Raw genomic sequence first — 25,251 nt, forward strand, 5'->3', positions numbered from 1 at the left:
AACTTTCTTAATTTCTTAATTCGTTTTTTGAGTGGTTTTGGTGCATCAATCTTTGTACCGTCACTCAATGTAGCAAAGGTTTTAATACCTAAATCTATACCTACTGAATTATCAGTTTTAGGTAAGATTTCTGGTTGTATTTCTACTACAAAACTCAAGAAATATCTAGTAGGGCGATTCGCGTTCGCCTACAATCTTTGATTACTGTTACTGATGATGGAGCAGTAGGCAATTCTCTTGACCAGACTATTTTCAGCTTTCCAATTTTGGCTAAATAAACTTTATGTTGACCAACTTTAAACCCACCTTTTGTAAACCTAGCAGTCTGTTTTGATTTTCTACTCTTAAATTTAGGAGGTTTAACAGGTTTACCTTTTCTCTGACCTTTAGTTGATTTGAAAAAGTTTTGATAAGCCTGGTTTAAATCATTTAAAGATTGCTGCAATGGTATAGCAGAAACCTCTGATAACCACTCTCTATCTTCATTTTTTTTAGCCTTAGTAATAAACTGTTTTTGTAGTTGTGAGTTAACAGGCTTCTTCTCTCCTGATTTGTACTTTTCTTGGCAGGAAGCTAGACTATCATTCCAAACCACACGGACACAACCAAATAGCTTGGCTAATTGGTATTTTGTCCCGGTGTTGGATAGATACGATACTTAAATCTAGCTTTCATAATTTGACTCTTGAACTAACAACATGATAACGTATCGATTGAAATAAAATCAACCCGTAATAAAAAGTCGCCCGCTTATGGGCGAGGCTTTAAACCCAATTTTTCGGTAAATCTTCTTCCAGGAGCATAGAGATATCGGGGTCTAAGAAGACTTTGATTTCTTCTTTGCCTATTTCGATGGAGATGGGGCGATCGCACCCGTAACAAAAACTCCTAATTCCCATTTCAAAATGAGACAATTCTCCTAAGACATCTTCCGGAGGAGCAGCAAATTTTTCTAATAAAGGTTCTCCCCATCTGATTTGAAATTTATGAAGATGTATATCGCGTTTTATAATCACAATTAACCTTTTTTACCAAGCAGTAAATAAAATCGTGACAATAGAGGAAGTGTTTAGTTGGAGGAAGTAGACCTATTGTCCCACATATACCAACAGGAACTTACAATAATCATAACCAATCTCTCTGTGTATTATCTTGTTATTACAATATCTTAACAAAAAGACTGCAATCACTTATAGCAATATGATTTGAGTTGTGAGATATTGGAAACTTTTAGGCAACAGCTCCGAAAGGCAACAGGCAACAGAAAAGAAGAAAAAACGTATCATATGAATGTAATAATTCCTATATTCTGTACTTTTAAGGAATACTTCAATTCTCACAACTGATTCCTGATTGCTATATTTAATAAATCAAATCAACAAATTTGACAAGAAAATTAGATGAGGTAGGGGGCGAGTTCCACGTTAAATTAATGGGAATTAAACAAAATCAAATAAACCCGCTCCTACAATTTCACTTATCAGAAAATTGAGCAATTTCTCGACGGAATTTTTCCCATCCATCAAGCGCATCAGGATTAGAAACTACTCCTTTTTCCATCAAAACTACACCATCTGCAAAACCAGTAATTCCATATTCACCAGAATTATAAAGATCCTCAATTCGAGGTACAATTTTTTCCAGTCGTTGCCGATCGCTCTTAAATGCTACTCGATATCTATTCAACCGCCACAAGTCAACAATAATATATTCTACTTTTTCAACTTCTCTAGCATCATTTCTAAATTGCATTCTGGGAAACCGCAATATTGCTCGACGACCTGATAAGTGAGGAATAATATAAGTTGTTGCTGCCACACTAGCATCATCAGGAATTTTCCCTAACAACGGTCGCATTTGACTAACGTGTTGCCATTGTTGATGTGCAGGTACATAAACCCAAGGTTGTACTGAGTCTGGTACTAAAAAATAGAAGGTACGATTAGGATTAGAAGTGAAGGTAAAAAATAGAGATAAGCAAAGACAAATTACCCAGAAACGCTGAAACTTTAGTGATGGCAGTGGTGAGTTTTCAACTTCTGATTCTCTCTTTCCCCACCATAAAATTGCACCATAAAATAATCCAGGTACTACTGTCATTGCGTAGCGAATAGTAATTGACAGTACAGACAAACCTTGAGCAGAAAATAATTTTAACAAAGGAAACCCCGCGATCATCCAAGAAGCGGGAGCAACAGCAGGCACAAATGCTAAAGGCAACCATTGACCTAATAAATATTTGATGGTGCCAAAAAATGGGGTAAAAATTTCTCCAATTAAACGCCAAGGGTTGCTAATCATACCCCAAATTATTTCTAGAGTAGAAGCTTCTTCTCCTTCCGCATATTGACCGAATCTTTCCATCATAAATCTCTGGGAAATATCTTCGGAAAATATAGGCATAATCAGATTTGTTAAAGCCACCATATAAACAAAACTGAGAGTACAAATAGCTAAACCTATTTTGGGGTAGCGCTTACTCAAAATTAGATAGAATCCTACTCCAAATAAAACTACTCCCGCATCTTCTCTCACTGCTAAAATTAATATTGCTAAAATCCAAAATAAAGACCATCGGCGTTTTTCCATTGCCAATAGTAAGCTAAATACAAATATAGGTATCTGACAAATATCATGGAAATTTGCGAGAGTAGGGCCAATTACTGCATTAGCACAATAGAAGCTAATAGTAATTATGGCTGATAAGGGTGGCTGGAGATAGTGCCTAGCTAAAATGTATAAAACTAAACCAGCACCAGTAACTAATGTGACTTGTAAAACTGTTAGGGTAATGGGATATGGAAATAGAGCATATATTGGCAACCACAGCAATAGAGCTGGAGTAAAATGTTGGCCTAAGCGGTGATAGTATACTTCTGGTATTTGGCCTTGGTGAACTACATTTGTGGAAAGAGCAGAAGAGAGAGAACTTTGAAAAAAACGACCGTGTATATTATTCCAAAAGACTTGGTTAAATATACCCTGGTCGTAGGAAGCGTAAAAACTATAATAGCGATGCAGATTAAATAATAGACAGAGAACAAAGAAGGCGATCGCCACCACAAGCACCATTCTGAGGGACTGATTTTTTTGCCAGCTAACCAACTTCATCCACTTTATAGTAATATTTCAAAATTAAAATTTTATAGCACTACGTGCTAGGGAATAGGGAATAGGGAATGGGGAATAGTAAATTGTTAAAGGGTTTTCGGTGCTCAAATGCTCCGCTAACAGGGTTTAGAAATGTCAAACACATTAATGCGTAGCGCTATAAAAAAAATTTTAGATTATAGCAATGTGCGCTGGCATATTTACAAATTACAAGAACTGTCCAATAGCTAAAAGTCTTATATTATCAGTTTTTTATTCCCCCTTCCGGAGCTGTTGCTTTCCGGAGCTGTTGCCTGCGCACAGCGCTATAAATGAGGCACAAAGTCATCAGAGTATCCTTAGCAAACCTCTAACTACCATAAAATTGAAGCTTGCAGTATACCACTTACCAGAAAATTATCCCTCGTTTGAGTCATTATAACCACTGGTAAGATTTATCTGTGTTTACATACTATAAAGTATCAATTATGTCAAGTAAGCATTAGATAATCTCGATACACTCTAGAAGGCGAATTTAAAGTATTAGTGTCACAATATGAAATAGATATTAAATTATCTCAGAAACAAATTTTATTTTATAGGCCATTAATAGAAAAATATAAAATTCAACATTTTGTTTTTTAATCGTAAGTGGTAAACCCCGCCCCGCTTACACTATCGGGCCAAGTATCTAGGTAGGCGGGAATATTCAATATGGATTACTACTAAATGGTAAATTATTCTATTTGCAAAAGAGATGCTAATAGCCTATCCCACTTACCTAGAGATTTTGTACAGGTGTCTTCAGAAAAATCTAATAATAATAATGAGCAGGGATGTTTACAGATTTTATTGTTTATCAATAAACGTCCTGGCTCTCAACAGCAAATTCAAGCCATTCGTAAGTCTCTCAACAATTTAAAAAAGATTATGATTATCCCTTTGAATTTCAAGTCATTGACGTAGAAGAACAACCCTATATGGCAGAGCATTTCAAGTTAATTGCTACTCCTGCCCTACTCAAAATTTATCCTGAACCGAGACAAACCCTAACTGGTACAGATTTAATTGCCAAATTGGAATATTGGTGGCCACGCTGGCAACGTTCTATCGCCGAATATTGGCACACTCATAACTCTCAGCCTCAGTCTAAACAGGTTGTTAATCAAAAATTATCTGTTAGTTCCATCGACTGTGCTGCGGAATTAATGCAAATGTCAGATGAGATTTTTCGTCTCAAACAGGAGAAAGAACAACTTCAAGCTCAACTAAGATTTAAAGACCGTATTGTGGCAATGTTGGCTCACGACTTACGCAACCCTCTGACAGCAGTTTCTTTGGCTTTAGAGACTTTAGAATCAACTCAAAAAACGGCTAATAGTGAGGTTCCCAGAAGGTCTCCAACTCTTGTGGAAAGGCTAATTAAGCAGGCACGTTACCAAGTTCGCACGATCGACAAAATGATTATAGATATTCTGGAGAGGCCAAGAGGCAAAAGTACGCGGTTACAAATTCAGCCTGAAAAATTAGATTTGGGGGCATTGTGTAGCGAGGTGATAATTAGTTTTCGAGACCGACTTAAGTCAAAAGATTTGCAGTTGAAAAAGGATATTCCTAGTGATTTACCGTTAGTTTATGCCGACCGAGAAAGAATACGTCAGGTAATAGTTAATTTGCTGGATAATGCCATTAAGTATACTCCTAAACAAGGAAAAATACAGGTTTTAATTCTCGATCGCACTACTCAAAAGATTCAAGTAACAATTTGTGATAGTGGCCCTGGCATTCCTAAAGAAAATCACGGCCGTATTTTTGAAGATAGTTTTAGGCTCAAGCGTGATGAGTCAAAAGAAGGTTATGGTATTGGTCTAGCTCTATGTCAGAGGATTATTTTATCCCACTACGGCAAAATTTGGGTAGAGTCTAACCCTAATCATGGTAGTTGTTTTAAGTTTACTTTACCAGTTTATCGGTGAGGAGATGGGAAGATAGGGAGATGGGGAGATAGGGAGATGGGGAGATGGGGAGATGGGGAGATAGGGAGATGGGGAGATAGGGAGATGGGGAGATGGGGAGATAGGGAGATGGGGAGATAGGGAGATGGGGAGATGGGGAGATGGAATATTTTTTGATACGGAATTAAGCGGATTTGATATAAAATATCACTTTTAACTTTTGACTTTTGACTTTTGACTTTAGTGAATGGGGAGATGAGAAGATGGAACATTTTTTGATACCGAATTAAGCGTATTTGATATAGAATATCACTTTTAACTTTTAACTTTTGACTTTTGACTTTTGACTTTAAATTCCACATTATGTCCAAAATGAATAGTTTTTCAGACTATTCTGTGAGACCTTAATAGCAGTTGTTTTAGGTGAATTATCTATGCCTGCTAATGTTGGACAAAATCAAAATCAACCCTATATCCTTTCTGATGAGACCACTCAGTCTTTAGTCGTAGTTGTTCCCGAACGAGGTGGCATTATTACTGACTGGCGTACTCAAGACCAAAAAATATTTTATATGGATAAGGAACGTTTTGCTGACCCCACTCTTTCGGTGCGCGGTGGCATTCCTCTATTGTTCCCTATTTGTGGCAACGTGGTTGACGATACCTATACGTTAGATGGAGAAAGCTACAAAATCAAGCAACATGGTTTTGCTCGTACCCTTCCTTGGGAAGTTACACAACAGTCTACCGAGAATGGCGCAAGTATTACTGTGACTCTCCGCAGCAGTGATGAAACTCGGGCAGTATATCCATTTAATTTTGAGTTGAATTATACCTATATATTGCGGGGTAATACTCTAGAGATGCGATATTCTCACACGAATTTATCTCAGAAACCTATGCCATTTGCTACAGGAATTCATCCTTATTTTGCTGTGAATGATAAGAGTCAATTAGAATTTGATTTACCTTCAAATGAATATAAACTTAAGGGTGAACCAACTGTTAATACTTTTTCTGGAGAGTTTGATTTTAATGCCGAAGAAATTGATTGGGCTTTTGTAAATTTGTCGAAGCAGTCCGCAGTAGTTACTGATAAAAGTCGTAATTTAAAGTTAACTATTAACTACGATAGTAATTACTCTACTCTGGTTTTTTGGACTGTGAAAGGTAAAGATTTTTATTGTTTAGAACCTTGGACTGCACCTCGTAATGCTATGAATACTGGGGAAAGTTTATTAATTGCTGAACCGGGTAAAACTGTGGAAACAGTTATTAGTATGACGGCGGAAATTGGCTAATTTTCAACTCTTTGGGCCACTGACTTTGTAATTCCCATTTATTCTACGTCCTAACTACTGCCTACTGCCTTTTTCCGCTCCTGGGAGGGGTTATATAGAATCCGGTTATATAGTATATGTTGATAATTTCTTAAATTACTTTAAACCTTTAATCTCCCCTACTCCCACACTCCCCCACTCCCCTCTTCCCCTCCTGGGAGCAGTAGGGGTGGGTCCCCTACTCCCAACTATACAATAACTATTCAACCGGATTCTATATTAGGGGTGGGTCCCTTTTTCCCCTCCTGGGAGGGGTTAGGGGTGGGTCCCTATCCCAGCAAAAAGACTTTCCATAAGCAAACCCTAATTAGGGTCTGCTGAAAAAATTGGTTGGTGGACGTAGGACACGGGGACGCACCAGACGCGGGGACGGGTCGGTTTGTGGAGAACAGGCAATGGTTTTGGCAATTTTATGTGAAGAAATTTTGTTGAATTTCAGCAGAAAATTTCAGTAAATTGATGCCAATAAGAGCCAATAACTTAGGAGATAAATTGAATATAAAAAGCTCAATTACCTTAGCTATTCTGACTTTTAGCTTTATGAGTGCAAGCCCTAATTAAAAATAAAAAATAATATATAAAAGAATACAAACCCCTAGATAAATCAAAGAGCTTTTAAGCATTTTTTGATGATAAATATACCTCAACATAATAGAGCATATTTATTACTGTATAAAACTGATTTAATACTTTTCATAAATCAGGATATTTTTCACATCACTACCAACTTTTTCTGAACGAAATAAACCTGGTTTATATATCCAAGCTGCTCGTACATCTGCAGTAACTTTATGTAAGTTTTTGGGTTTTTTAATTGTCAGAGCTACTCTCACATCATTTTTAATCCCATTACCTTGAAAAAACCAAGCTGGTTGAGAAGTTAATCCACCGGAAAAATCAATTGTGACATCTCTCATACGTCCCACATTAAATTCCCAAGGTTCTAGTTCAATATCAGCAGGTAACATATTTAAAACATTAACAGTTACAGGAATAAATTTTAGTAATTTATCAACTGCTACTGTAACTTTGCCTTGGACTAGATATTTTTCATCAAATAAATCAGATGGTAATCCATCTACAGCTATTATTGGTTCAGAATCATTACCTCCTATTAAAGAAACTTCTAATCTGAGTTGTTCAATTTTGCCTTTGGGAATAATAATATTCATCCCTAGTTCGGCTTTAATTTTATCGTATTTATTGTCTGAACCAATAATAGTTGATTCTGCATATTCAGCAATCTCAATTCTAGTTTGTTTAATTAACCGAACTATTTCCCAAGGTTCGAGGTTATCTTGTAATTGTTTTGGATATCCGTGACGACTGAACTGTTCTGGGAAATCTTGATTTTCAGTAATCTGACTGGGGATTTTTTCATAGTTATCAGTCAAGTTAATTGTTTGAGTTAGTGGATTTTCATCATTAAAAATATAAGTTGGTTCTAGTAGTATACTTTTCATATTGTTCTCCATAAAAATTGATTAAAATCGGAATTAGTGGTAAGCATTCAGCCGTCAGCAATCAGCAATCAGCAATCAGCTATTGCTTTTAGTTTTAGATAAAAGCTTTACTAATTGAGGCAGAATTTATACTTAACTATAAAATCTGGCTGAAACAGTCTATATTCATTAAAACCCCATCATGATAGCTGAGAGCTGACAGCTAATAGCTGTTTGCGCAGCAGTCCGCAGGAAATGCTTACAATTAGTGACAACTATTTAATGTTTTTATTTGTAATTACTGACAAATTAATTGTTCTCTATCATAAACTTTCTCAACTTCAAAGTCAAACTCCGGATTTTTTCATAATATAATACTTATCTTTAACAGAATTTATCCACAATAGGGGGTTTAATACTTTAGTCCTGAGTTAGTAACTTTTTTACCGAAAAATTTTGGTATAAAGCCTCCCCTTTTAAGGGGATAAAAAAATAGGATAGTCCTTATATCAAGCCTCCTTATTGCAGAAGTACTGATAACTGTTAGCGTAGCTCCTCCGACAGGAGGCTAACTGATGACTGATAACTGAAATGACATCCATAATTTATATTTTTTGAAATTCAGTAATTCGATCTAAGGGTACATCCAAAATAGCAAATTTTTGCCATCCTATTGCATCAAAATGCCACCATTCTGTTATTAAAGCTTCAAAGCCATACTTGTTCATTTTCTCTACTAATAGTTCGCTATTTCTCTGAACTTCTAATTTATTACCTAAATAATTGCGCCAAGCTTTTTCAGAAAAATCATCAAATTCTGTAGGCATTTCTAACTCTTTACCAGTGTTTAAATCAACTAAAGTCACATCAACTGCAGCACCACGATTATGTCGAGAACCTTTCTCAGGATTAGCAACATAACGAGAATCTGGCAAAACTTCCCACATCTTTTTTGTAACTGATAGAGGTCGATAGCAATCATAAACTTTTAAACCTAATCCTATTGTTTTTAAATCTGCCTGAACTTGTGATAATTTTTCTGCTACTTCTTTTCTTAAAGCACATTTTGCTACAGGGTATAATTTTTGGTTGAGGAAATTATTTGTAGTGGCGTAGCGAATATCTAAAATAATCTCAGAATTAAGAGTTTTTATATCTACTAATCTTGCCCATTCAGGTATTTTAGATTCAGCTATGTTATGATTCAATATTGCTTGAGTAATACCTACTTTGACTTGCGGAAAATTGATAGATATTGCAAATATAAGTGCTGCTAAAATGAGAACTATCGATCTTTGTAAAAGTAGTAGTAGGTAAGAAGTTTTCATAATATTTTATGTAAGCATTCCGTTGAACTAGCATTTAATTCCCGCATTCCTAGCTCTAAAATTTGGGGTAATTGTTCTTCAAAATAATGGATACGTGAAATTAATTCATCGGGGATATTTAGGGTGATTTGTGGCATATATTTATCCTGTTTTTTATTTGATATTAAAGGGTATTATTCAACGTCTATTCCTTCCCACATTTCAGAAATTGGTTTAGTTTGTCCAGATTTTGCTTGTTGCAATGCTCTTCTGAGACTAGCTTTTATTTCTTCAACGGGAGTATCGTCAGGATCGGGTTCATCTTCTTCTGCTACTTCGGGAAAAAGTAGGATAACTCGCACTTTTCCTGGAGGTAAATTTTCAATAGGTTGGTCGAGGAATAATTGTCCGTTTTCATCAATAGTTCCTGTTACTTCAATGGCTTTCATTTGTTTTTTCAATAATATAATGGTCAATTATATTATAATTTGTTTGAAACTAATTATTTTCTCTTTTTCAGAGTCAGATTTACAATGGATAATACCATAGATTTTTATAAGCAATGTGTCAAAAAACTTCTCTGTGAATATGAATATCTCAAGGATGAAGATTCGTAAATTGAGCTAATTTTTGATGATGAAAGAATGCGTTATTTGGTTTTGTGGGTGGGATGGTATAAATATAAGCCTATTCATCAATGTGTTGTACATATTGATATTGTTGAGGATAGTATTATTATTCAATGTAATGATACGGAAGAATCAATAGTAGAAAAATTAGTAGAGATGGGAATTTATCAGGAGAATATTAGTTTGAATTTTATACATCCTCAACATCGAGGTTATTTGGAAATAGCTACCTAATTTTATCCTCTGGAAAAAAGGCGATCGCTCGACTTAAGTAGCAATAAAAATAGAGTCAATATTACAGAAGATTTCTCGCATAAGAAGTACAGATATTAACAATTAAATGTTCCCAGTGCGGGCATCTTGCCCGCGTGGATGTATCTCAATAAGTTGAAATATTTTGTTCTGGTTTTAAACCACTGACATTAATTGTTTGGTTCATAGTTTATTGTGATTATAGAATTGTATTATTTTAGCACCAATTCGTTTTGAGTAGCTTTTATAGCAGAAATAATTCTAATAATAGAATCTTCTTCTCGAAAACAATGAACTAGAATTAATATTCTCAATGAGAATATTCTATAACCCTAAACAATAACGAATTGATGCCTCAATTTCTGCCATTTTAGTTTCAGAAATTCGTCCCGCTGGAGAATCAGGAAAACGATTTTTATCTAAAGAACGGATTTGAAAACATAAAAAAACAGTCTCCATTGGCAATCCACTTTCAGAAGAAGAAACACGCACATTAGTGGGAAAGTCACGGGTGATATTTTCACCTTTTGTTCCTACAATTACAGTAATAACTAAGGGTAGTTGGTTAAGAGAATCAATTGATAAAATTAACACAGGTCTTTGTCCTGCTTGTTCTCTGCCTTGAACCGGATTAAGATTAACAAAATAAATCTCGCCTCTTTGAATGGTCATAAATCAGTTAAACCATCCATTTCAGTGATTTTAAATTCCTGTTCTATTTGCTGAATTTCAGCTTGAATAGATGGATCGTTTGCCATTGCTTCTAGTTGTGTTGTTAAGTTAGAAACACTGATTTCTATTTCTTGATCTCCATAAGTAGCTTTTAATCTTTCTAAAAAGCTCTGATCGAGTTCACTAGCTTTTAAACGATAGGTAGTTACCATTTTGAGTTATTATTTTTGTTAAAGTTGATTTGCGGGCTAAGAAGTTTGCATAAATTATATTATATTTGCTCCAAGAAATTTCAAGGGATAAAAATTCGCATTGTACCTTGGTAATATTCAATATCTATCGCAATTTCTACTAAGCGGTTGACACAACGTTCTCGATAATTTGAGTCAGCTAGGAGTCTATCGACATTAGCGATGGTTAATACAGGAAAAGAAGTAGGGGTATTTTCTTCACGGATGACTTGCTCCAAAGAATCTTTACCTTTCATACTGCGGTTAGCGGTTAGCAAAATCATTTGATTAGCTTGTGCAAACCTCCAAACTTGGCGATCGCTACTATTCATTGGTAATTCTACTTCGGAAAAATTGACAAAACGAACGTCAATCAAATCTAACCAACCGCTAGCAGTCAGACTACCTAGTAGAATTAGAGCAGGCCCATTGAGATTATAATCTATCAAAAAGTTCATACTTGCGATCCCAGTTGAGCTTTAGCTCTTTGCAGTTTGGCACGGATAGCTTCTGTTCCTGGTTTTGGTGGTGTGGTAGCAATGCGAGCAAATAGGGTGCTATTTTGTGCTTCCCAATATTTTTGGAGTGCTTCTGCTTCTTGGAGTACCGTTTGATATTCTGCTTCAACTTCTGGACGGTGAGCTTCGATGTAAGATAAAGCTGCCTGAAGTTGTTCGTCGGTGAGACTTAGCATACTGCGGATAAACTGAGGTGGGTACTGTGCTGTTAAATAGTCCATGATGTCGTAGATGGTTATGCGAGTTCCTGTTATTGTTAATCCTCGTTCGGTTATGGCGATCGCTTTTTGTTGATTAGATGGAGATGTCATTTTGAGATTTATTATGAATTTGTCTTGATTATATTATCAAAGCTAAGTTCTATATCATAGTTGATAAGCCAAAATAGAGTCAATATTTATCTGCCAATTTTCATCTAAAAATTGTAGATTTTCATCATAAATTATAGTTAGTTCTCCCAGATTTTGTGCAGCTATATCATTAGCTTTGAGAAAAATTTTAATTTAATCCAACGTTTTTATTGGTAACACCAATTGAGTTACTAACTAACTCAGCAGATAGGGAACGAGGCAAGATAATTTCTTCATAATATTTATCTTCTTCATCCCAATAACCGCAGATTTTATAATCGCATAATTCTAGATGTTCTCTCACTAAAGAGTTAGCATCTAAATTTTCTATTACTTCTGTTAAATCTTGCCAAACGGGGTGATTTTTTAATTCTATTTGAGTCATAGTTAATTGATAATTAATGTTCTGTTACAAAACCAGGAAAGTGTAAAACTTCATCTATAATTATTCCGTGAAATCGGCGATCGCCTCCTTTTCCTAATACTTTTGATTTTAGGTCAAAACCTTCTATTTCGGAAGCAACAAGTCCAATATTACCGCGAGGGGGAACTATTCCTTTTTCAATAGCTTTTAAATGTTTGTTATTTTGGTCATATTTTATCCCCAGTTGTATTTGCTCTTTGCTAAAAGATACTAACTGATCGTTAGTTGTTTGGTATATTTTATCGGGCTGAATATCTGCCCAGTTATTGGATAGGGGTTCCATTTATTTTTTGGGCAAGTTTGAATGATTAATTATCATACTATGAATTTTCTAACTATTTGACTTCTTCTTGACACACTTTTAATTTCTCTTTTTCTTGGGGGCGAGTAGTTAAATATTCTTGCAACCAATCGCATCCTGTTGCTAATAGTTCGTTTAAGTTTTTATTCTGCCAAATAAATACTTTGCTTTGACCAGTTGCTATATATTTACCATCGGGGGAAAAGACTATTTTACCTTGATTTTCTTCGGGAATTGTATGTTTAGCAATTTGTTTTCCGTCAAGAGTCCAGATGGTGAATTCATTGGGGTCTAAAACTGCAATTTGCTGACTATCAGGACTAAAAGCTATCCTAGAAGGAACTTGTAGCAGCTTAATTTCATTAACTAAATTTCCAGAAAAATCCCAAATTCTGATTGAATTATCTGTATTAGTTACTGCTAAAAGTTTACTATCAGGACTGAAATCAACAGTGATAATCTCCTCTGGATTATTGATTTCAACCAGTTTGTTAGTTTTTATGTTTCTTAAGGATAAATTGCTCCCTTTCCACATTGCCAAATATTGACTATCAGGGCTAAATTTTATCCCTTCTGCAGCAAAAAGCGATAAATTGGTTATATCATAAACAAATTTTCTCTAAGAATTGTTTTTCCTGCCTTTCAAAACCACGCTCAGAACTCATAAAGTTAATTTTTACAGGAGTACCAGGTTCTCCCATGAGCAATTTAAATACGTCACTTAAATTGTTAGGAATTTCTTGACCATCTATTGCCTCAATTACGTCACCACTTCTCAAACCTGCTTTCATTGCTGTAGAATTTTGGAAAACATCAAGTATGTGTACTTCATAACTACCCGAAATGGTTTTCTTTATTGAACCTGGTACAATAGCTAGCATTGAAACTTCCTCTTGATTTGAGGAGTGTTTTGCATCAACATCTAGCGGATAGAGCAAATTACCAGAGGTATCCCAAAGTTTAGTTACTAAATCTGTTGAAATAGTCAAAATATATTTGCCGTTTGGACTAACTAATACTTGGCGCAAATAACCAAAATTGTTTTTAAACTGCTTGACTTGCTGGGTTGATAAATCCCAGAAGCGCAGGGGGGGTTGCCCCATAGTAAAAAATCCAATTGTAGCTATTGTGCTGCCATCTAAACTTGAGTTATAGTATCTATGACCAATGTATGTGCCAGCAGACCAAGAGTGCAAAACTTTTTCCTCTGGACCAATACTTGCTTTTAGTTCAGGAATTAAATTACCTTCTAAATCAAATTTTTGAATGCTTTTTCTAGTAACAATAATTATAAATTTTCCATCAGGAGTTATGCTGGCAAAATTACGATTACCAACATTAATTCTTCTTTTTTCTTTTTCTTGCCAATCCCAAATATCTACATAATTCTTACCATAATCTTTATTGATTACAATAATTTTTTACCATCTGCGCTATACTGCAAATCAATAAAACCTTTTTGTTTCATTTGGTTGATTTCCTTTTCATAGTCAGCAGGCAATTCTATAAAATCTGATTTAGCTTTGTAATTTAGCAATTTAATGCCCGATAACCCATTAAAAGCAATTGTTTTACTATCAGGACTGTAACTGAAGTTAAAGCCTGAAAGACTGTTTGTTGTACTTCGAGGGATGAGCTTTCCAGAGCTAGAATCATAAAATTTGAATGTACCCTGGTTTTTTGTGATTACTATAGCAATTTCTTTACCATTGGGGCTAAAACTAACATCACCAAGAAAACCTATAGTGTTTTGGAAAAAATCAATATCTGCAATTGGTTTACCTGATAAATCCCAAAGCTTTGCTGCAAGGCCAGGAGTTTTATCTGAATTAATATCAACTCCTAAAGTTAATATTTGCTTTCCATCAGGACTAACAGCTATTTTAGTAATTTGATTAGTATTGGCTTTAAATTCTCTAATTTTTTCCCAAGTTTCTAAGTTCCAAAAATGCACTACACCAGAACTATCTCCTATTAAAATTTCTTTGCCATTAGGAGTAAACTCCATTGAGGAAAACCAGGACGAATTTTCACGACAAAATGGGGTAAAATTTCCGTAGCTTGAGCCAACCATTGAGGAATTAAACCAGCAGCAACCAAGGAAGATTTCCCACTACCCGAAGCACCAATAATAGCTACCAAATTTTGCCTTGCCACCTTTTCCAATAAAGAATTAGTCAACACTTTCCTGCCAAAAAATATTTCTGTATCATTTTCAGTAAAAGCACTCAATCCTTTATAGGGAGATATCTGAATTTTTCCTCCCAACTCCCACCAACGGGGAGGAATTTCCGCAGGATTTTGACATAAAACAGGCAACCAACTGACACAGGGAAAATCCTTTTCTAATATTTGTAACCTCTGGCGACTCTCCCGCAAAGAACTATATAAAGATAAACCTTGAGTATAATTTTCTAGAAAATATTGGAGAAACTTTGGAGCAATAACTACAGGCAAATTTTCCCGCATCACAATAATTTGCGGTAAATGTAAATCCTCACCTTCTGCCAATTGATAAGCCAAACCTAAACCATCACAAGCATTAAAAATTGCCAACTTTAAACCAGACTTAACAGCTTGTAGAAGATGATTTTTTATTTCAGAAATAGTCAAAACATCTTGAGCATTAATTTGAATCGTACCAATACTCCCATTATCTTTCGTCTTGCCATGACCAGCAAAAAATAAAATATCCCAAGATTGTTGCCATAAAGGTTCATCTAATTCTGTACGTTGAGGTTCTATTAACCAACAAATTTCTGCATCAGGAATTAATTCCCGAATCACCTTTTCATCAGCATCAGTCCCCGCATCATCTCCCAAAATAACTAAAATTTTTATCTTATCTTTTTGTCTAAATTTTTAGTCGTATCAACTCGTTGAAAATTAGGAGTAGCTAGAGCAATTTCAGCCTTCGGAAAATCCTTTAAAAATTCCATTCATGCCAAGGCAAACGTCGTAAACCATAATTTTCAGTTGTCAATAAAATTCTCGTACTTTCCGATTTATCTAAATAATTCCGAAGCAAAATTTCTATCGGTTGAAAATCGGAGGAACCAAACCAAGTATTGAAAGTTTTGGATAATAAAGTAGCTGCCTTTTTACAACCTGCAAAAGCTCCATTTTTATCATTATCAGAAATATTAGTAAAACCTGCTTTAGATTTTAAACGATTAGAAAAAAGACATCTAAATTTGTATATAAACTTTGCCAATGACGATACTGCTCTAAGATTTCTAAATGTGGAGGTAAATGTGCTGACTTACTAGCGATCGCTAAATTAGGTTCATTTTTTATCGAATCTACATCTTGCCAAATTTCACCCCGCACCGAAAAACCCTCGTGAAACCCGCCATCAATATTGAGAGTAACTAACTTTCCCATAACTGCTCCTAAATTTATCAAAATGATGTACAAGGTAAATGCTGAAAATCTTGTGGCGCATGCATCTTGCCTCTTGTGGCGCAGGCATCTTGCCTGCATAGCCCGATGGCTGTACCTCATAACAGTAGAAAGCACTTTGACATCCTCCCCGGCCTAAAGGCATGGGGATTCCTACCGAGCCGTAACTCCTCGGCGGGTTGACGTTTTGCTTCGCATAGCTGCCGCTAACACTGGCTGCTGCTACCTTGACGCTAGTCTTACGCTTACCTCCACGTCCGTTTAATGTCTCGGACTGCCCGCCCGCAACTAATATATTTATCGCTGCATTCTCATCTCTATCATGTTTTGCACCGCAGTTGAGACACTCCCATTCTCGCACCTTAAGGTCTAGCTTGCCACCTTTAAAGCCACAATTTGAGCAAATTTGAGAAGTAGGTTCAAGGGCGACTAATTACTCTAAAATCGCGACCATATTTTTCTGCTTTTCCTTCTAAGAATGTCCGGAATTGTCTCCAACCTAAATCTGATATGGCTCTGGATAATTTACGGTTTTTAACCATTCCAGAAACGTTGTTATACTTCTAAAACAACTGTTTGGTTTTCACGAATTATTTTAGTAGATAATTTATGTAGAAAATCTGTCAAGCGTATCTTTCAGTTTGGCATGTTTGCGCAGCATTCCGTAGGAAAACTTAGCAACTCTTAGTCTTGCTTTTTCATACCTTTTAGACCCTTTGGTTTTATGAGATAATGACTTACTTAACTTTCTTAACTTCTTAATTCGTTTCTTAAGTGGTTTAGGAGCATCAACCTTTGTACCATCACTAAATGTAGCAAAGGTAGATATGCCTAAATCTATACCTACTGAATTATCAGTTTGAGGTAAGATTTCTGGTTGTATTTCTACTACAAAACTCAAGAAATATCTATGTAGGGGCGAACGGCCGTTCGCCCCTACGTCTTTGATTACTGTTACTGATGATGGAGGAGCAGGTAACTCTCTTGACCAAACTATTTTCAGCTTTCCTATCTTAGCCAAATAAACTTTATGTTGACCAACTTTAAATCCTCACGAGTGTAAACCTAGCAGTTTGCTTTGACTTTCTACTTTTAAATTTAGGAGGTTTAATTGGTCTACCTTTTCTCTGACCTTTAGTCGATTTAAAAAGTTTGTAGGGGCAAACGGCCGTTTGCCCCTACGGTTTAAATCATTCAATGATTGCTGCAATGGTATAGCAGAAACTTCTGATAACCATTCTCTGTCTTCAGTCTTTTTAGATTGCGTGATAAACTTTTTTTGTAGTTGAGAATTATTGGGTTTCTTTTCTCCCGATCTATACTTTTCTTGACAACAAGCTAGGCTATCATTCCAAACCACACGCACACAACCAAATAGCTTTGCGCTCTCGGTATTTTTGTCCCGGTGTTGGATAGATACGATACTTAAATCTAGCTTTCATAATTCCTATCTGAACTAACAGTATGATAACATATTTATTGAAATCAAATCAACTAAAAAGTCGCCATAGAAGGGTGAGGCTTTAAACCCAATTTTTTGGTAAGTTAATGAATCCTCAACATTTAAAAAACTGGTTTGCTAAGTGCTGCTACCGTACCTCATAACAACGGAAAGCGCTGTAATTGTATATTTTAATAATTAGGATTTCAGGTGAATCCCTTCAAATTAAATTTTTCGTATTGGTCAGCTTGAATTATAGTGCTACAAGCAAATCAAAAATTTCTGCCTGCCTCTACCCTTCAATTTTTGGATACTATCAGAACAAATTTGTCAATAGTTATAATTTCTTAAGCACCGACACCTGTTCAAAATTAGTTTTTTGAGATTTATTCATCCGTAGAAAGGGTATAAATTTTTGCATCCTATATTGACGAAAAATAGAAGGTTGTAGCTTTTTCTAGGGAAAATTTCTTATTTTTAAATACAAAATTGGCACAATAAACTATGTATCCATATGATACCAAATCGCTGAAATAACGCAAGTACGTGAAATATTTTGTAACAATTAGCCGAAATCAGAGATTTTTTTATAAGCAGAAAAAATAATAATAGTTGATTATATTTTTTTACTTATACTTTTGCGTTCTTGCGGGAAACTGTTTTTTAATTTTGGTCATAGAAGAAAGCGATCGCAACTTCTGGATTTTAAATAGGGAATCAACAGAACAGGTAATTAATTTTGCATAAGCACTTAAATGGTGAGAAATAGAAGCTGTAAGCAAGGAAATGCTTACTAGAAGCTTATGAGAGTTATATGAGTTTTTTAGTGCAGTAGAAAATCCATACGAAAAACTTTGGCACAGAATATACAATTAATTTTGCATAAGCACTTATAGCGCTGTGCGCAGGCAACAGGCAACAGGCAACAGGCAACAGGGGGAATAAATTGCTGATCATATAAGACTTTTAGCTATTTGGCCTTTCCTGCAATTTGTAAATATACCAGCGCTCATTGCTATAAAGTCAAAATTTCTAGTTTACAGAAAAATCAGAAAATTGCCGCACAAAAGGCGAACGAAAAGCCAAAACAATATCCGATTTTGGCACACCTAAATCTAATAATTGTTGAGCAATTCCTTGCTCAGTAAAATCTTGTTGAATCCAAATTTTTCCATCTTTAATATCAACATGAATAGAACAACCATAATCCCGTTGTTCATTTTGCCAACGCAAAGAAATTAAGAGGTAATGATTTCTTTCCGAATCCAAAATCAGTTGTGTTTCATATTGTGAATCTTGAGTATGATATTGATAGTGTTCTTTAAGTATTTGTGTGACAATTTCTGAATAATTTAATCGCTCCATAAAACAATTACCTCTTCTAAAGGATCGAAAATTAATAATTTAACTTGATAGGTACTTACAGAAAGTTTAATAAAAGAGTCATTTCAGTTATCAGTTATCAGTTATCAGTACCTTGTAGCTGTTGCATCGGGATAGCTGATAGCTAATAGCTGACGGCTGTTTGCGCAGCATTCCGGAGGAAATGCTTACTAAGAAATTGACCAAGAGCAGTATGAAATTCTGCCAAGGGTGACATTGACAAAAAACTTTTAATTTCTACTGCTATTATTTGACCATCTTTTTCTGCACCAATAGCTCGTTCGCCACCTATATCAATGTATAAAGATATTTTAGTGCTAGGCTTAATAAATAGAGGATCGTCCGTAATTTTCCAACCATCTTTGATTAAAGCTGATGTAACAGCATGATGAAAAAGTCTTTAGCTGGCATAACTTTAAAATAAATCTAATTTAATTAAATAACAAAATCCTCCGTAATTACGGCTTCATCTAACACTAATTTTACCGTAAATTCTTCCCCTACTTCTCCTGCAAATTTACATTGAATAATCCTATCTTCACTTCTAGCAGTAACTTCTTGAAAAACTTCATTTTCACTTAAAACAATCAATTTCAAATTAGGAGGAAGATAAACATTATCCCTAGTGGGATAAACCCGTAAAGTTATTTCTACTTCAGGAAGATCATCATCTTCTCGTCTTAAATTGACCAATAAAACTACAGCATGACTTAACATATTTGCTCGTAAATCAATTAACTTTCCAGCTTTAATTTCTGCACTTCTAACTAATGCTAATTGTGAAGGAGTTAATAATTCATTTGCTCCTTGCCATCCAGATGTCAAAATATACTCAAACCATTGAGTTAAATTAACCTGACTAGGCATGATTTCTACATCTATAATAGGAACACCTAATCTATCTGAAAGTAAACCTTGTTGGTGCAAAGATTCTATTTGCTCGCAAGCAGATTGAGAACCTTTTAAATGCAAAATTATACTACCCATTTTAATTTCCACTACCCTAAGATAAGGACATCCTGTTATCGCCCTCACTTTGTTCTCAATTTCTAACAATTGTTTTGCTGAAACATCATCGGGTATTCTAATTAATAAACTTCTTTCTTTTTCAAAATTAGGAGGTTGAGGTTGCTTTCTATATTGAGAATTAAATAAATGAAAAATGATATCTTGAGGATTACCAATTTCTTGTTTCAGCAATTTTTGTAAGCAAAAATGAATACCTTTTTTTCTTTTATCATTACTTAGTTTAGTCCTGAGAGAATCAACTGATGAAATATCTTCCAGTTCAGCCACCATATCCGGAAGTTGTTTCCCTACTAATACCATTAATAAATACTGCTTGTGAAATTTGGTTAAACCTTCTCCTATTGGCGGGTATTGTTCTCTAATTTTTCTAAGTCATAAATTAAATTATTAACATTCCAACTAGCTTGAGCTTCAGCATAAAAGTTATAATTAATTAAATCTTGAATAAATTTATAATTACTTGCAGTTTGATTCATCGAATTTACTTCAAAACGATTTTTTTGATGATAGTCATCATTTTATCATTGTTGTTAATAATGACCGTTAGTCAGGAATAATTTATATTATCAATTCAGCCACTAAAGTATTAATTGAGAGGCAAAAAAATGCTTGATTAAGCCTCATCAATTTTACTTAAAAAGGAGTCATTTTTTTTATGAGCAATTCTATCGTAGCAACAACTTTAGCAGGCGGTGCATTAGCTACTATCGGTGCATTAGCTACTATCGGTGGAGCAGCTACTACAGGCAGTACATTAGCAACTGTTACCGGAGCAACTGCCACTGGTATAGCTACCACAACTGGGGGTGTTGGTATAACTGTAGCAACAACAACAGGAGCAGCATCAGTAGCGATCGCTCCAATAGTTGCAGTAGTAGCAGCACCAGTTGCTGTTGGTGCATTTATTTGGTGGTTAGCGCGCGATTAATTTTTACTAAATATTGCCAAACTCATAGTTCCGCTCAACCCGATATTACTTTAATTGGGTGCAGTTAGCGGAACTATAAATTGAGATTTTTCTTATAGAAACTTCTGTTTAGGAGCTACCAACATCCTTAATTGAAATTACTGATTAATTCAGTTTCAAAAAAATCAACCAAATTTAACGCTATAATTTGGCATGAATAAATAAGTAATTTATAGCTTCAATAATTCAACCTAAATGGCAAAAATCACCAAGTATTTTATCTCGATCGCTCAACATTTGAAAGTTACTATCAACGGAGAAAAAATCTCTACATACTCAAAATCAAACTTCAAATACCTAATCTTTGATACACATCATCCAAATGTTTTAAATGATGTTTCGGGTCAAAACAAGCTGCAATTTCTGCCTCAGATAACCTACTTTTAATTTCTTCATTCTTGCAAATTAAATCCTGAAAATTACCATTAGGTTGATTCCAAGCTTGATGAGCGCAAGACTGAACAATTTGATAAGCATCCTCTCGAATCATCCCCTTTTCTACTAAAGCCAAAAGCACTCGCTGACTAAAAATCACCCCTCCATAAACATTCATATTTCGCTTCATGTTTTCTGGATAAACTAACAAATTTTTGACTAAATTAGTAGTTTCTTTGATCATAAAATGAGTTAAAATGCAAGCATCAGGCAAAATCACTCTTTCAACAGAACTATGAGAAATATCCCGTTCGTGCCAGAGAGCAACATTTTCCAAAGCAGCAACAGCATGACCCCGCACAATTCTCGCCATTCCCGTTAACCTCTCCGAACGAATGGGGTTACGTTTGTGAGGCATTGCACTCGATCCTTTTTGACCCTTAGAAAAATATTCCTCAACCTCTAAAACATCAGTACGCTGAAGGTTACGAATTTCCACAGCAAAACGTTCTATAGAAGCAGTCAGCAACGCTAAAATTTGCACATACTCAGCATGGCGATCGCGTGAAATTACTTGAGTAGATGCAGTATCCGGTTGAAGTCCCAGTTTTTGGCAAGCGATCGCCTCAACTCGTGGGTCAATATTTGCATAAGTTCCCACTGCTCCAGAAATCTTACCCACAGCAATATTATCCCGCATTTTTACCAATCTCTGGCGGTTCCGACAAACCTCTGCCAACCATCCTGCCAACTTAAAACCAAAAGTCATAGGTTCCGCATGAATACCGTGGGAACGACCCACCATCACAGTTTCCCGATGCTGTTGTGCCTGATAGCGAATTGCTTGTCCCAACTCTTCAACACATGACAACAATAAATCTAGACTCGCAACCATCTGCAATGCTAATGCAGTATCCAAAACATCGGAACTTGTCAACCCTAAGTGAATATACCGCCCAACATCACCAACATATTCATTCACATTTGTCAAGAAAGCAATCACATCATGGCGGACTTCTGCCTCAATTTCCAGAACCCGTTTTGGGTCAAAATTAGCCTTGGCCTTGATTTCTTCTACAGCCTCAGTAGGTACATAACCAAGTTCTGCCTGAGCTTCACAGACAGCTATTTCTACTTCTAACCAAGTTTTTAGCTTGGCATTCTCAGTCCAAAGTTCACCCATTTCGGGCAAGGTGTAACGTTCAATCACACTCTATAATAAAACTAAAACAACCGTTATATTGTACTACTGGCAACCACAAATGGGGAAAACTTGAAAATTATAGCCTACGCCCTAGGGAATAGGGAACAGTTCATTAATTGATAATTTATAATGGATAATTGATAATTACCTCGGGTTTTAACCGTTACGGAATTGAACCCACATTCCGCAGGACAAAATGTAGTATACAAAGAGGGTAAAACTTGAGTAAGTATTGAGACATCTCAAAAAAAACCTCAAAGTGTAATTATAGACCTCAGGTAAAGAGCAAAAAAAGAGGAGAAAATGTCAATAGAAGTGACTAATGTAGACCATCTAGGTTTAGTAGCAGGAATTATTGATGAGATTGGTATAGAAGAGAAAATTAATCAATTACGCTGGAGTTGAGCTACCAGAAAAAATAACAGGGGGTCAAGTAGTCAAAGGAATGCTCTTAAATGGGTTAGGTAAGGTTTCATCTCCACTATATTTATTTAGTCAATTTTTTGATGGAAAAGCAATAGAACACTTAATTGGAAAAGCTGTGAAAACAGAGTATTTTAATGATGATAAATTAGGTCTGGTATTAGACCAAATGTATCGCAGAGGATTAAATGAGATTTTTATGTCTGTGGTGGAGCGAAGCAGTGAAAATTTATCAATTAGAAACAAATACAGTCCACCTAGATTCTACTTCGTTTCATGTTCATGGAGATGAACACACAGATGAAGATGAATATGAAGAAGATTTAGAGCCAAAAACTATCGCGCATCACTTATGGATATTCATAAGATAATTGACAGTCTTAAAACAATTTATGAGCGATTTAATTTGTACAAACGATGGAGATGTGCCATTGTGGATGAGAATTGGGTCGGGAAATGAATAGCAGCCAAAAACAATTTGTGCAAGCCATGAAAGAGTTTAAAAATCAGTTAAAATTTGATAGTTTCATGGTGGCAGATAGTGCTTGATCTACCCAAGAAAATCTACAGTTACTAACAAATATTAGATGGTTAAGCCGAGTTTCGGTTCGTATAAAAGCAGCGCAGAAGCTAGTTGAAGAAGTAGATAGTGCGGATTTGAATCCCAGTGAGCTTAAAGGATATAGCTATCAAGAACTCTCAAAAACCTAGGGAGGGATTCAACAAAGATGGTTAGTAGTTGAAACTCAACAGCGCCGAGAATCGGATTTGAAAAGTCTAGAGAAAAAAATCCAGAAAGAACGAGCTGAAGTTGACAAAAAACTGGGCTCTTTAAAATCTGAAAAATTTGCTTGTGTATCAGATGCAGAAACAGCAACAAGAAAGCTATTAAAAAAGGTTTTAGACCACGAATTGACAGAAATTAACGTTCAATTCGTAGAGTCAAAATCTGATACGGATTTTCCTGATCAACTCCAAGTTCAAGTGGGCTTAAGAGAGTCAAAAATCCAACTAGAAAAGAAACGAGCAGGTCGATTTATATTAGCAACAAATGTCCTGGATAAGATCGAATTAACTTGATTAAGAAATGTTGTCTAAATATCAAGGACAACAATCAGTTGAAAGAGGTTTCAGGTTTCTGGGCATACCCTCTATTTTTAACTGATAGTGTCTTCCTTAAATCTCCCCGTCGAATCGAAGCTTTGGGACTAATTATGGGTTGATGTTTATTGGTTTACACGTGATTGCCAGCGTCAATTACCTCAAACTTTAAACCGAACTAAATCTACTGTAAAAAATCAACTAGGTCGCCCTACTAATAGACCAACAAAACCATTGGATATTTCAGTGTTTTCAGTCGATTCATTTATTGATTAATTCTGGAGTTAAGAGTATATCTAATCTCACTTATGAGCGTGCGCGAATTATTGAAGTTTTTTCCTCCTAGTTGTCAAAGATACTATCTACTCAGTTGAGAAACTTGAGATGAAAAGAGGTAGAAGGCCAAAATCATCAATGATTGAATAGTAGTAGAATAAACCCCTTGGCAATTAGTGCGATAGAACTCCGTTCCGCTTTCCTACCGAATGCTGCGCAAACGCGTTGGCGGAGGGAGCAAGTGCGGCAGCTATCACGCTTAGCGTGATAGAGGAACTTTGGCAATTTTTGAATTGGTATATTGGTGAGTTCTGGCAACTTATAACATTCTATTGATTTGCGTTGGCGGAGCAAGTGCGGCAGCTACATCGCTTCTTACCCATACTATAAGTCTAAATACTTACTCAAGTTTTACCCTCTTTGTATACTACATTTTGTCGTGCGGAATGTGGGATTGAATATCAGGAAATATTATTTCTTTTCTTGGTCGATGGTCGGACAGCGAGGAGACCTCGCCATCCCTCGACCGCTTTTTCTCCTTAAAAGGGGAGGCTTCAAGGCGCGAATTATTTAATTATTAATTATTAATTATTAATTATTAATTATTCGGTAATAGCAAACTTTCAATAATTGATAATTGATAATGGATAATTGATAATTACCTCTCCCTAAAAGGAAGAGGATTGAATAAAAGGAAAATTTTTCTTGTTTCCCCTTGAAAGGGAGGCTTTAAACCTAAATTATTTAATTATTTAATTATTTAATTCTTAATTCTTCGGTAAAAGGATGTTAGGATTGAAAAATGTCCGCGCCCAATTCTTGTAGTGCTATAACGTATGTGAATGTTTTTAACCAACGATCTAGATTTATCGCTCAAGAAGGTACTCCCCCATAGGGGTGAAGCGACATAAGAGGAATAGAATACTCTTCTACTTGCGCGATCGCTTAATTCGATCTAATTTATACCAATTACCATGTATTAATGCTTAACTTAGGTAGCACTTCAATTATTAACAGGATTTACGCACAGACACTAAATCCAGTGAGGGCGAATGCCATTCGCCCCTACAGATGGTGCTTTCAAGGTGAATTTGCGTAAGTCCTGTTATTAAGTAATTAACACAGACAGAATCACCTCTT

35 protein-coding genes and 3 pseudogenes are annotated in these 25,251 nt (G+C 35.5%); 8 read left to right on the forward strand and 30 right to left on the reverse strand.

All coding sequences use genetic code 11. The annotated features are described in order from the left end of the window. The 4 genes from SAGCYANO_RS49630 to SAGCYANO_RS32980 form a co-directional block, all read right to left on the reverse strand. The coding region (locus SAGCYANO_RS49630; RefSeq protein WP_202223928.1) for a transposase at positions 1-158 on the reverse strand (158 nt) is incomplete at its 3' end. Beyond that, on the reverse strand, positions 155-595 hold the full coding sequence (locus tag SAGCYANO_RS32965) for a transposase (protein ID WP_307786135.1): 441 nt from the start codon (positions 593-595) through the stop codon (positions 155-157). The genes SAGCYANO_RS32965 and SAGCYANO_RS49630, both read right to left, overlap by 4 nt. Positions 596-764: 169 nt before the next feature. Then, positions 765-1,016 (reverse strand): hypothetical protein, encoded by a 252-nt coding sequence (locus SAGCYANO_RS32975; protein WP_202223923.1) that lies wholly within the window; start codon positions 1,014-1,016, stop codon positions 765-767. 457 nt (positions 1,017-1,473) lie between these two features. After that, positions 1,474-3,111 carry a DUF2079 domain-containing protein gene (locus tag SAGCYANO_RS32980; RefSeq protein ID WP_202223929.1) on the reverse strand — a complete coding sequence of 546 codons (1,638 nt, stop codon included), beginning with the start codon at positions 3,109-3,111 and terminating at the stop codon, positions 1,474-1,476. A 708-nt stretch (positions 3,112-3,819) separates the two neighbouring features. Between SAGCYANO_RS32980 and SAGCYANO_RS32985 the strand changes: the two are divergent. Both SAGCYANO_RS32985 and SAGCYANO_RS32990 read left to right on the forward strand, forming a co-directional pair. Beyond that, positions 3,820-5,066, forward strand: a pseudogene (locus tag SAGCYANO_RS32985) (histidine kinase). Positions 5,067-5,479: 413 nt separating this feature from the next. Then, complete coding sequence (locus SAGCYANO_RS32990; protein WP_202223930.1) at positions 5,480-6,346, forward strand: aldose epimerase; 867 nt, start codon at positions 5,480-5,482, stop codon at positions 6,344-6,346. Positions 6,347-7,068: 722 nt separating this feature from the next. Here the strand turns inward: SAGCYANO_RS32990 and SAGCYANO_RS32995 are convergent. The 4 genes from SAGCYANO_RS32995 to SAGCYANO_RS33010 all read right to left on the reverse strand — a co-directional run bounded on the left by SAGCYANO_RS32995 (position 7,069) and on the right by SAGCYANO_RS33010 (position 9,583). Then, positions 7,069-7,848, reverse strand: coding sequence for a hypothetical protein (locus SAGCYANO_RS32995; RefSeq protein ID WP_202223922.1), 780 nt, complete (start codon positions 7,846-7,848; stop codon positions 7,069-7,071). 584 nt (positions 7,849-8,432) lie between these two features. Beyond that, positions 8,433-9,155, reverse strand: a complete 723-nt coding sequence (locus SAGCYANO_RS33000) for a M15 family metallopeptidase (RefSeq protein ID WP_202223921.1) — start codon at positions 9,153-9,155, stop codon at positions 8,433-8,435. After that, a complete protein-coding gene (locus tag SAGCYANO_RS33005; protein ID WP_202223920.1) occupies positions 9,152-9,292 on the reverse strand; it encodes a hypothetical protein in 141 nt (46 codons plus the stop codon). The genes SAGCYANO_RS33000 and SAGCYANO_RS33005 overlap by 4 nt, the downstream gene beginning before the upstream one ends. 36 nt (positions 9,293-9,328) lie before the next feature. Continuing rightward, on the reverse strand, positions 9,329-9,583 hold the full coding sequence (locus SAGCYANO_RS33010; RefSeq protein WP_202223919.1) for a hypothetical protein: 255 nt from the start codon (positions 9,581-9,583) through the stop codon (positions 9,329-9,331). Between the two features lie 177 nt (positions 9,584-9,760). On the opposite strand from SAGCYANO_RS33010, the gene SAGCYANO_RS33015 reads away from it, so the two are divergent. After that, complete coding sequence (locus tag SAGCYANO_RS33015; RefSeq protein ID WP_255502794.1) at positions 9,761-9,997, forward strand: element excision factor XisI family protein; 237 nt, start codon at positions 9,761-9,763, stop codon at positions 9,995-9,997. Positions 9,998-10,339: 342 nt separating this feature from the next. Here the strand turns inward: SAGCYANO_RS33015 and SAGCYANO_RS33020 are convergent, their stop codons facing one another. From SAGCYANO_RS33020 to SAGCYANO_RS33100, 21 genes and pseudogenes are all read right to left on the reverse strand, one after another. Continuing rightward, positions 10,340-10,687, reverse strand: a complete 348-nt coding sequence (locus SAGCYANO_RS33020) for a type II toxin-antitoxin system PemK/MazF family toxin (protein ID WP_202223917.1) — start codon at positions 10,685-10,687, stop codon at positions 10,340-10,342. Beyond that, positions 10,684-10,899, reverse strand: coding sequence for a hypothetical protein (locus SAGCYANO_RS33025; RefSeq protein WP_202223927.1), 216 nt, complete (start codon positions 10,897-10,899; stop codon positions 10,684-10,686). Before SAGCYANO_RS33025 ends, SAGCYANO_RS33020 begins: the two co-directional genes overlap by 4 nt. An 80-nt stretch (positions 10,900-10,979) precedes the next feature. Next, positions 10,980-11,375 (reverse strand): DUF5615 family PIN-like protein, encoded by a 396-nt coding sequence (locus SAGCYANO_RS33030; protein WP_202223916.1) that lies wholly within the window; start codon positions 11,373-11,375, stop codon positions 10,980-10,982. After that, a complete protein-coding gene (locus SAGCYANO_RS33035) occupies positions 11,372-11,746 on the reverse strand; it encodes a DUF433 domain-containing protein (RefSeq protein ID WP_202223915.1) in 375 nt (124 codons plus the stop codon). Before SAGCYANO_RS33035 ends, SAGCYANO_RS33030 begins: the two co-directional genes overlap by 4 nt. Positions 11,747-11,933: 187 nt before the next feature. After that, positions 11,934-12,170 carry a hypothetical protein gene (locus SAGCYANO_RS46190; RefSeq protein WP_237396929.1) on the reverse strand — a complete coding sequence of 79 codons (237 nt, stop codon included), beginning with the start codon at positions 12,168-12,170 and terminating at the stop codon, positions 11,934-11,936. A gap of 13 nt (positions 12,171-12,183) precedes the next feature. Then, positions 12,184-12,492, reverse strand: coding sequence for a hypothetical protein (locus SAGCYANO_RS33045; protein ID WP_202223914.1), 309 nt, complete (start codon positions 12,490-12,492; stop codon positions 12,184-12,186). Between the two features lie 52 nt (positions 12,493-12,544). Beyond that, a complete protein-coding gene (locus SAGCYANO_RS33050) occupies positions 12,545-13,045 on the reverse strand; it encodes a WD40 repeat domain-containing protein (RefSeq protein WP_202223913.1) in 501 nt (166 codons plus the stop codon). Positions 13,046-13,112: 67 nt separating this feature from the next. Beyond that, positions 13,113-13,706, reverse strand: coding sequence for a PDZ domain-containing protein (locus SAGCYANO_RS33055; RefSeq protein ID WP_202223931.1), 594 nt, complete (start codon positions 13,704-13,706; stop codon positions 13,113-13,115). Positions 13,707-13,918: 212 nt separating this feature from the next. Next, a complete protein-coding gene (locus SAGCYANO_RS33060; RefSeq protein WP_202223911.1) occupies positions 13,919-14,518 on the reverse strand; it encodes a WD40 repeat domain-containing protein in 600 nt (199 codons plus the stop codon). Then, positions 14,485-15,333 carry a CHAT domain-containing protein gene (locus tag SAGCYANO_RS33065; protein WP_202223910.1) on the reverse strand — a complete coding sequence of 283 codons (849 nt, stop codon included), beginning with the start codon at positions 15,331-15,333 and terminating at the stop codon, positions 14,485-14,487. Before SAGCYANO_RS33065 ends, SAGCYANO_RS33060 begins: the two co-directional genes overlap by 34 nt. A gap of 103 nt (positions 15,334-15,436) precedes the next feature. Further along, complete coding sequence (locus SAGCYANO_RS33070) at positions 15,437-15,724, reverse strand: hypothetical protein (protein ID WP_202223932.1); 288 nt, start codon at positions 15,722-15,724, stop codon at positions 15,437-15,439. Continuing rightward, positions 15,676-15,894 carry a hypothetical protein gene (locus SAGCYANO_RS33075; protein ID WP_237396928.1) on the reverse strand — a complete coding sequence of 73 codons (219 nt, stop codon included), beginning with the start codon at positions 15,892-15,894 and terminating at the stop codon, positions 15,676-15,678. Before SAGCYANO_RS33075 ends, SAGCYANO_RS33070 begins: the two co-directional genes overlap by 49 nt. Then, positions 15,866-16,273, reverse strand: coding sequence for a transposase (locus tag SAGCYANO_RS46195; RefSeq protein WP_237396927.1), 408 nt, complete (start codon positions 16,271-16,273; stop codon positions 15,866-15,868). Before SAGCYANO_RS46195 ends, SAGCYANO_RS33075 begins: the two co-directional genes overlap by 29 nt. 58 nt (positions 16,274-16,331) lie before the next feature. Next, entirely contained in the window at positions 16,332-16,454 is a 123-nt protein-coding gene (locus tag SAGCYANO_RS48335; protein ID WP_255502791.1) for a hypothetical protein, read from the reverse strand. Positions 16,455-16,519: 65 nt separating this feature from the next. Then, a complete protein-coding gene (locus SAGCYANO_RS46200; RefSeq protein ID WP_237396926.1) occupies positions 16,520-16,933 on the reverse strand; it encodes a transposase in 414 nt (137 codons plus the stop codon). 30 nt (positions 16,934-16,963) lie between these two features. Continuing rightward, positions 16,964-17,272, reverse strand: a complete 309-nt coding sequence (locus tag SAGCYANO_RS46205; RefSeq protein WP_237396932.1) for a hypothetical protein — start codon at positions 17,270-17,272, stop codon at positions 16,964-16,966. Further along, positions 17,259-17,354, reverse strand: coding sequence for a helix-turn-helix domain-containing protein (locus SAGCYANO_RS46210; protein WP_237396933.1), 96 nt, complete (start codon positions 17,352-17,354; stop codon positions 17,259-17,261). Before SAGCYANO_RS46210 ends, SAGCYANO_RS46205 begins: the two co-directional genes overlap by 14 nt. Before the next feature lie 1,031 nt (positions 17,355-18,385). Further along, entirely contained in the window at positions 18,386-18,718 is a 333-nt protein-coding gene (locus tag SAGCYANO_RS33085) for a XisI protein (protein WP_202223908.1), read from the reverse strand. 142 nt (positions 18,719-18,860) lie between these two features. Further along, a pseudogene (locus SAGCYANO_RS33090) lies at positions 18,861-19,121 on the reverse strand (element excision factor XisH family protein); the annotation flags it as partial. Between the two features lie 50 nt (positions 19,122-19,171). Continuing rightward, complete coding sequence (locus SAGCYANO_RS33095; protein ID WP_202223907.1) at positions 19,172-20,065, reverse strand: DUF1822 family protein; 894 nt, start codon at positions 20,063-20,065, stop codon at positions 19,172-19,174. A 38-nt stretch (positions 20,066-20,103) separates the two neighbouring features. Continuing rightward, the gene (locus tag SAGCYANO_RS33100) at positions 20,104-20,241 is read right to left on the reverse strand and encodes a hypothetical protein (protein WP_202223906.1); all 138 of its coding nucleotides are present in this window, start codon (positions 20,239-20,241) and stop codon (positions 20,104-20,106) included. A gap of 179 nt (positions 20,242-20,420) precedes the next feature. On the opposite strand from SAGCYANO_RS33100, the gene SAGCYANO_RS33105 reads away from it, so the two are divergent. Then, positions 20,421-20,693 (forward strand): hypothetical protein, encoded by a 273-nt coding sequence (locus SAGCYANO_RS33105; RefSeq protein WP_202223905.1) that lies wholly within the window; start codon positions 20,421-20,423, stop codon positions 20,691-20,693. Positions 20,694-21,021: 328 nt separating this feature from the next. On the opposite strand, the gene purB is transcribed toward SAGCYANO_RS33105, so the two are convergent. After that, positions 21,022-22,317, reverse strand: a complete 1,296-nt coding sequence (purB, locus tag SAGCYANO_RS33110; protein WP_202223904.1) for an adenylosuccinate lyase — start codon at positions 22,315-22,317, stop codon at positions 21,022-21,024. Positions 22,318-22,614: 297 nt separating this feature from the next. Here purB and SAGCYANO_RS48340 point away from each other — a divergent pair, with 297 nt between their 5' ends. The 4 genes and pseudogenes from SAGCYANO_RS48340 (at position 22,615) to SAGCYANO_RS33125 (ending at position 23,814) form a co-directional block, all read left to right on the forward strand. Continuing rightward, positions 22,615-22,716: a DUF4277 domain-containing protein gene (locus tag SAGCYANO_RS48340; RefSeq protein WP_202223903.1), complete on the forward strand. Its 102-nt coding sequence runs from the start codon at positions 22,615-22,617 to the stop codon at positions 22,714-22,716. Positions 22,717-22,756: 40 nt separating this feature from the next. After that, positions 22,757-22,885, forward strand: a pseudogene (locus SAGCYANO_RS48345) (DUF4277 domain-containing protein); the annotation flags it as partial. Between the two features lie 37 nt (positions 22,886-22,922). Then, positions 22,923-23,105, forward strand: coding sequence for a hypothetical protein (locus tag SAGCYANO_RS46220; protein ID WP_237396931.1), 183 nt, complete (start codon positions 22,923-22,925; stop codon positions 23,103-23,105). 397 nt (positions 23,106-23,502) lie between these two features. After that, positions 23,503-23,814 (forward strand): hypothetical protein, encoded by a 312-nt coding sequence (locus SAGCYANO_RS33125; RefSeq protein WP_202223933.1) that lies wholly within the window; start codon positions 23,503-23,505, stop codon positions 23,812-23,814. Positions 23,815-25,251: the final 1,437 nt, after the last annotated feature.

This window comes from Okeania sp. KiyG1 (assembly GCF_014132355.1).
Classification (GTDB): Bacteria; Cyanobacteriota; Cyanobacteriia; order Cyanobacteriales; family Microcoleaceae; genus Okeania.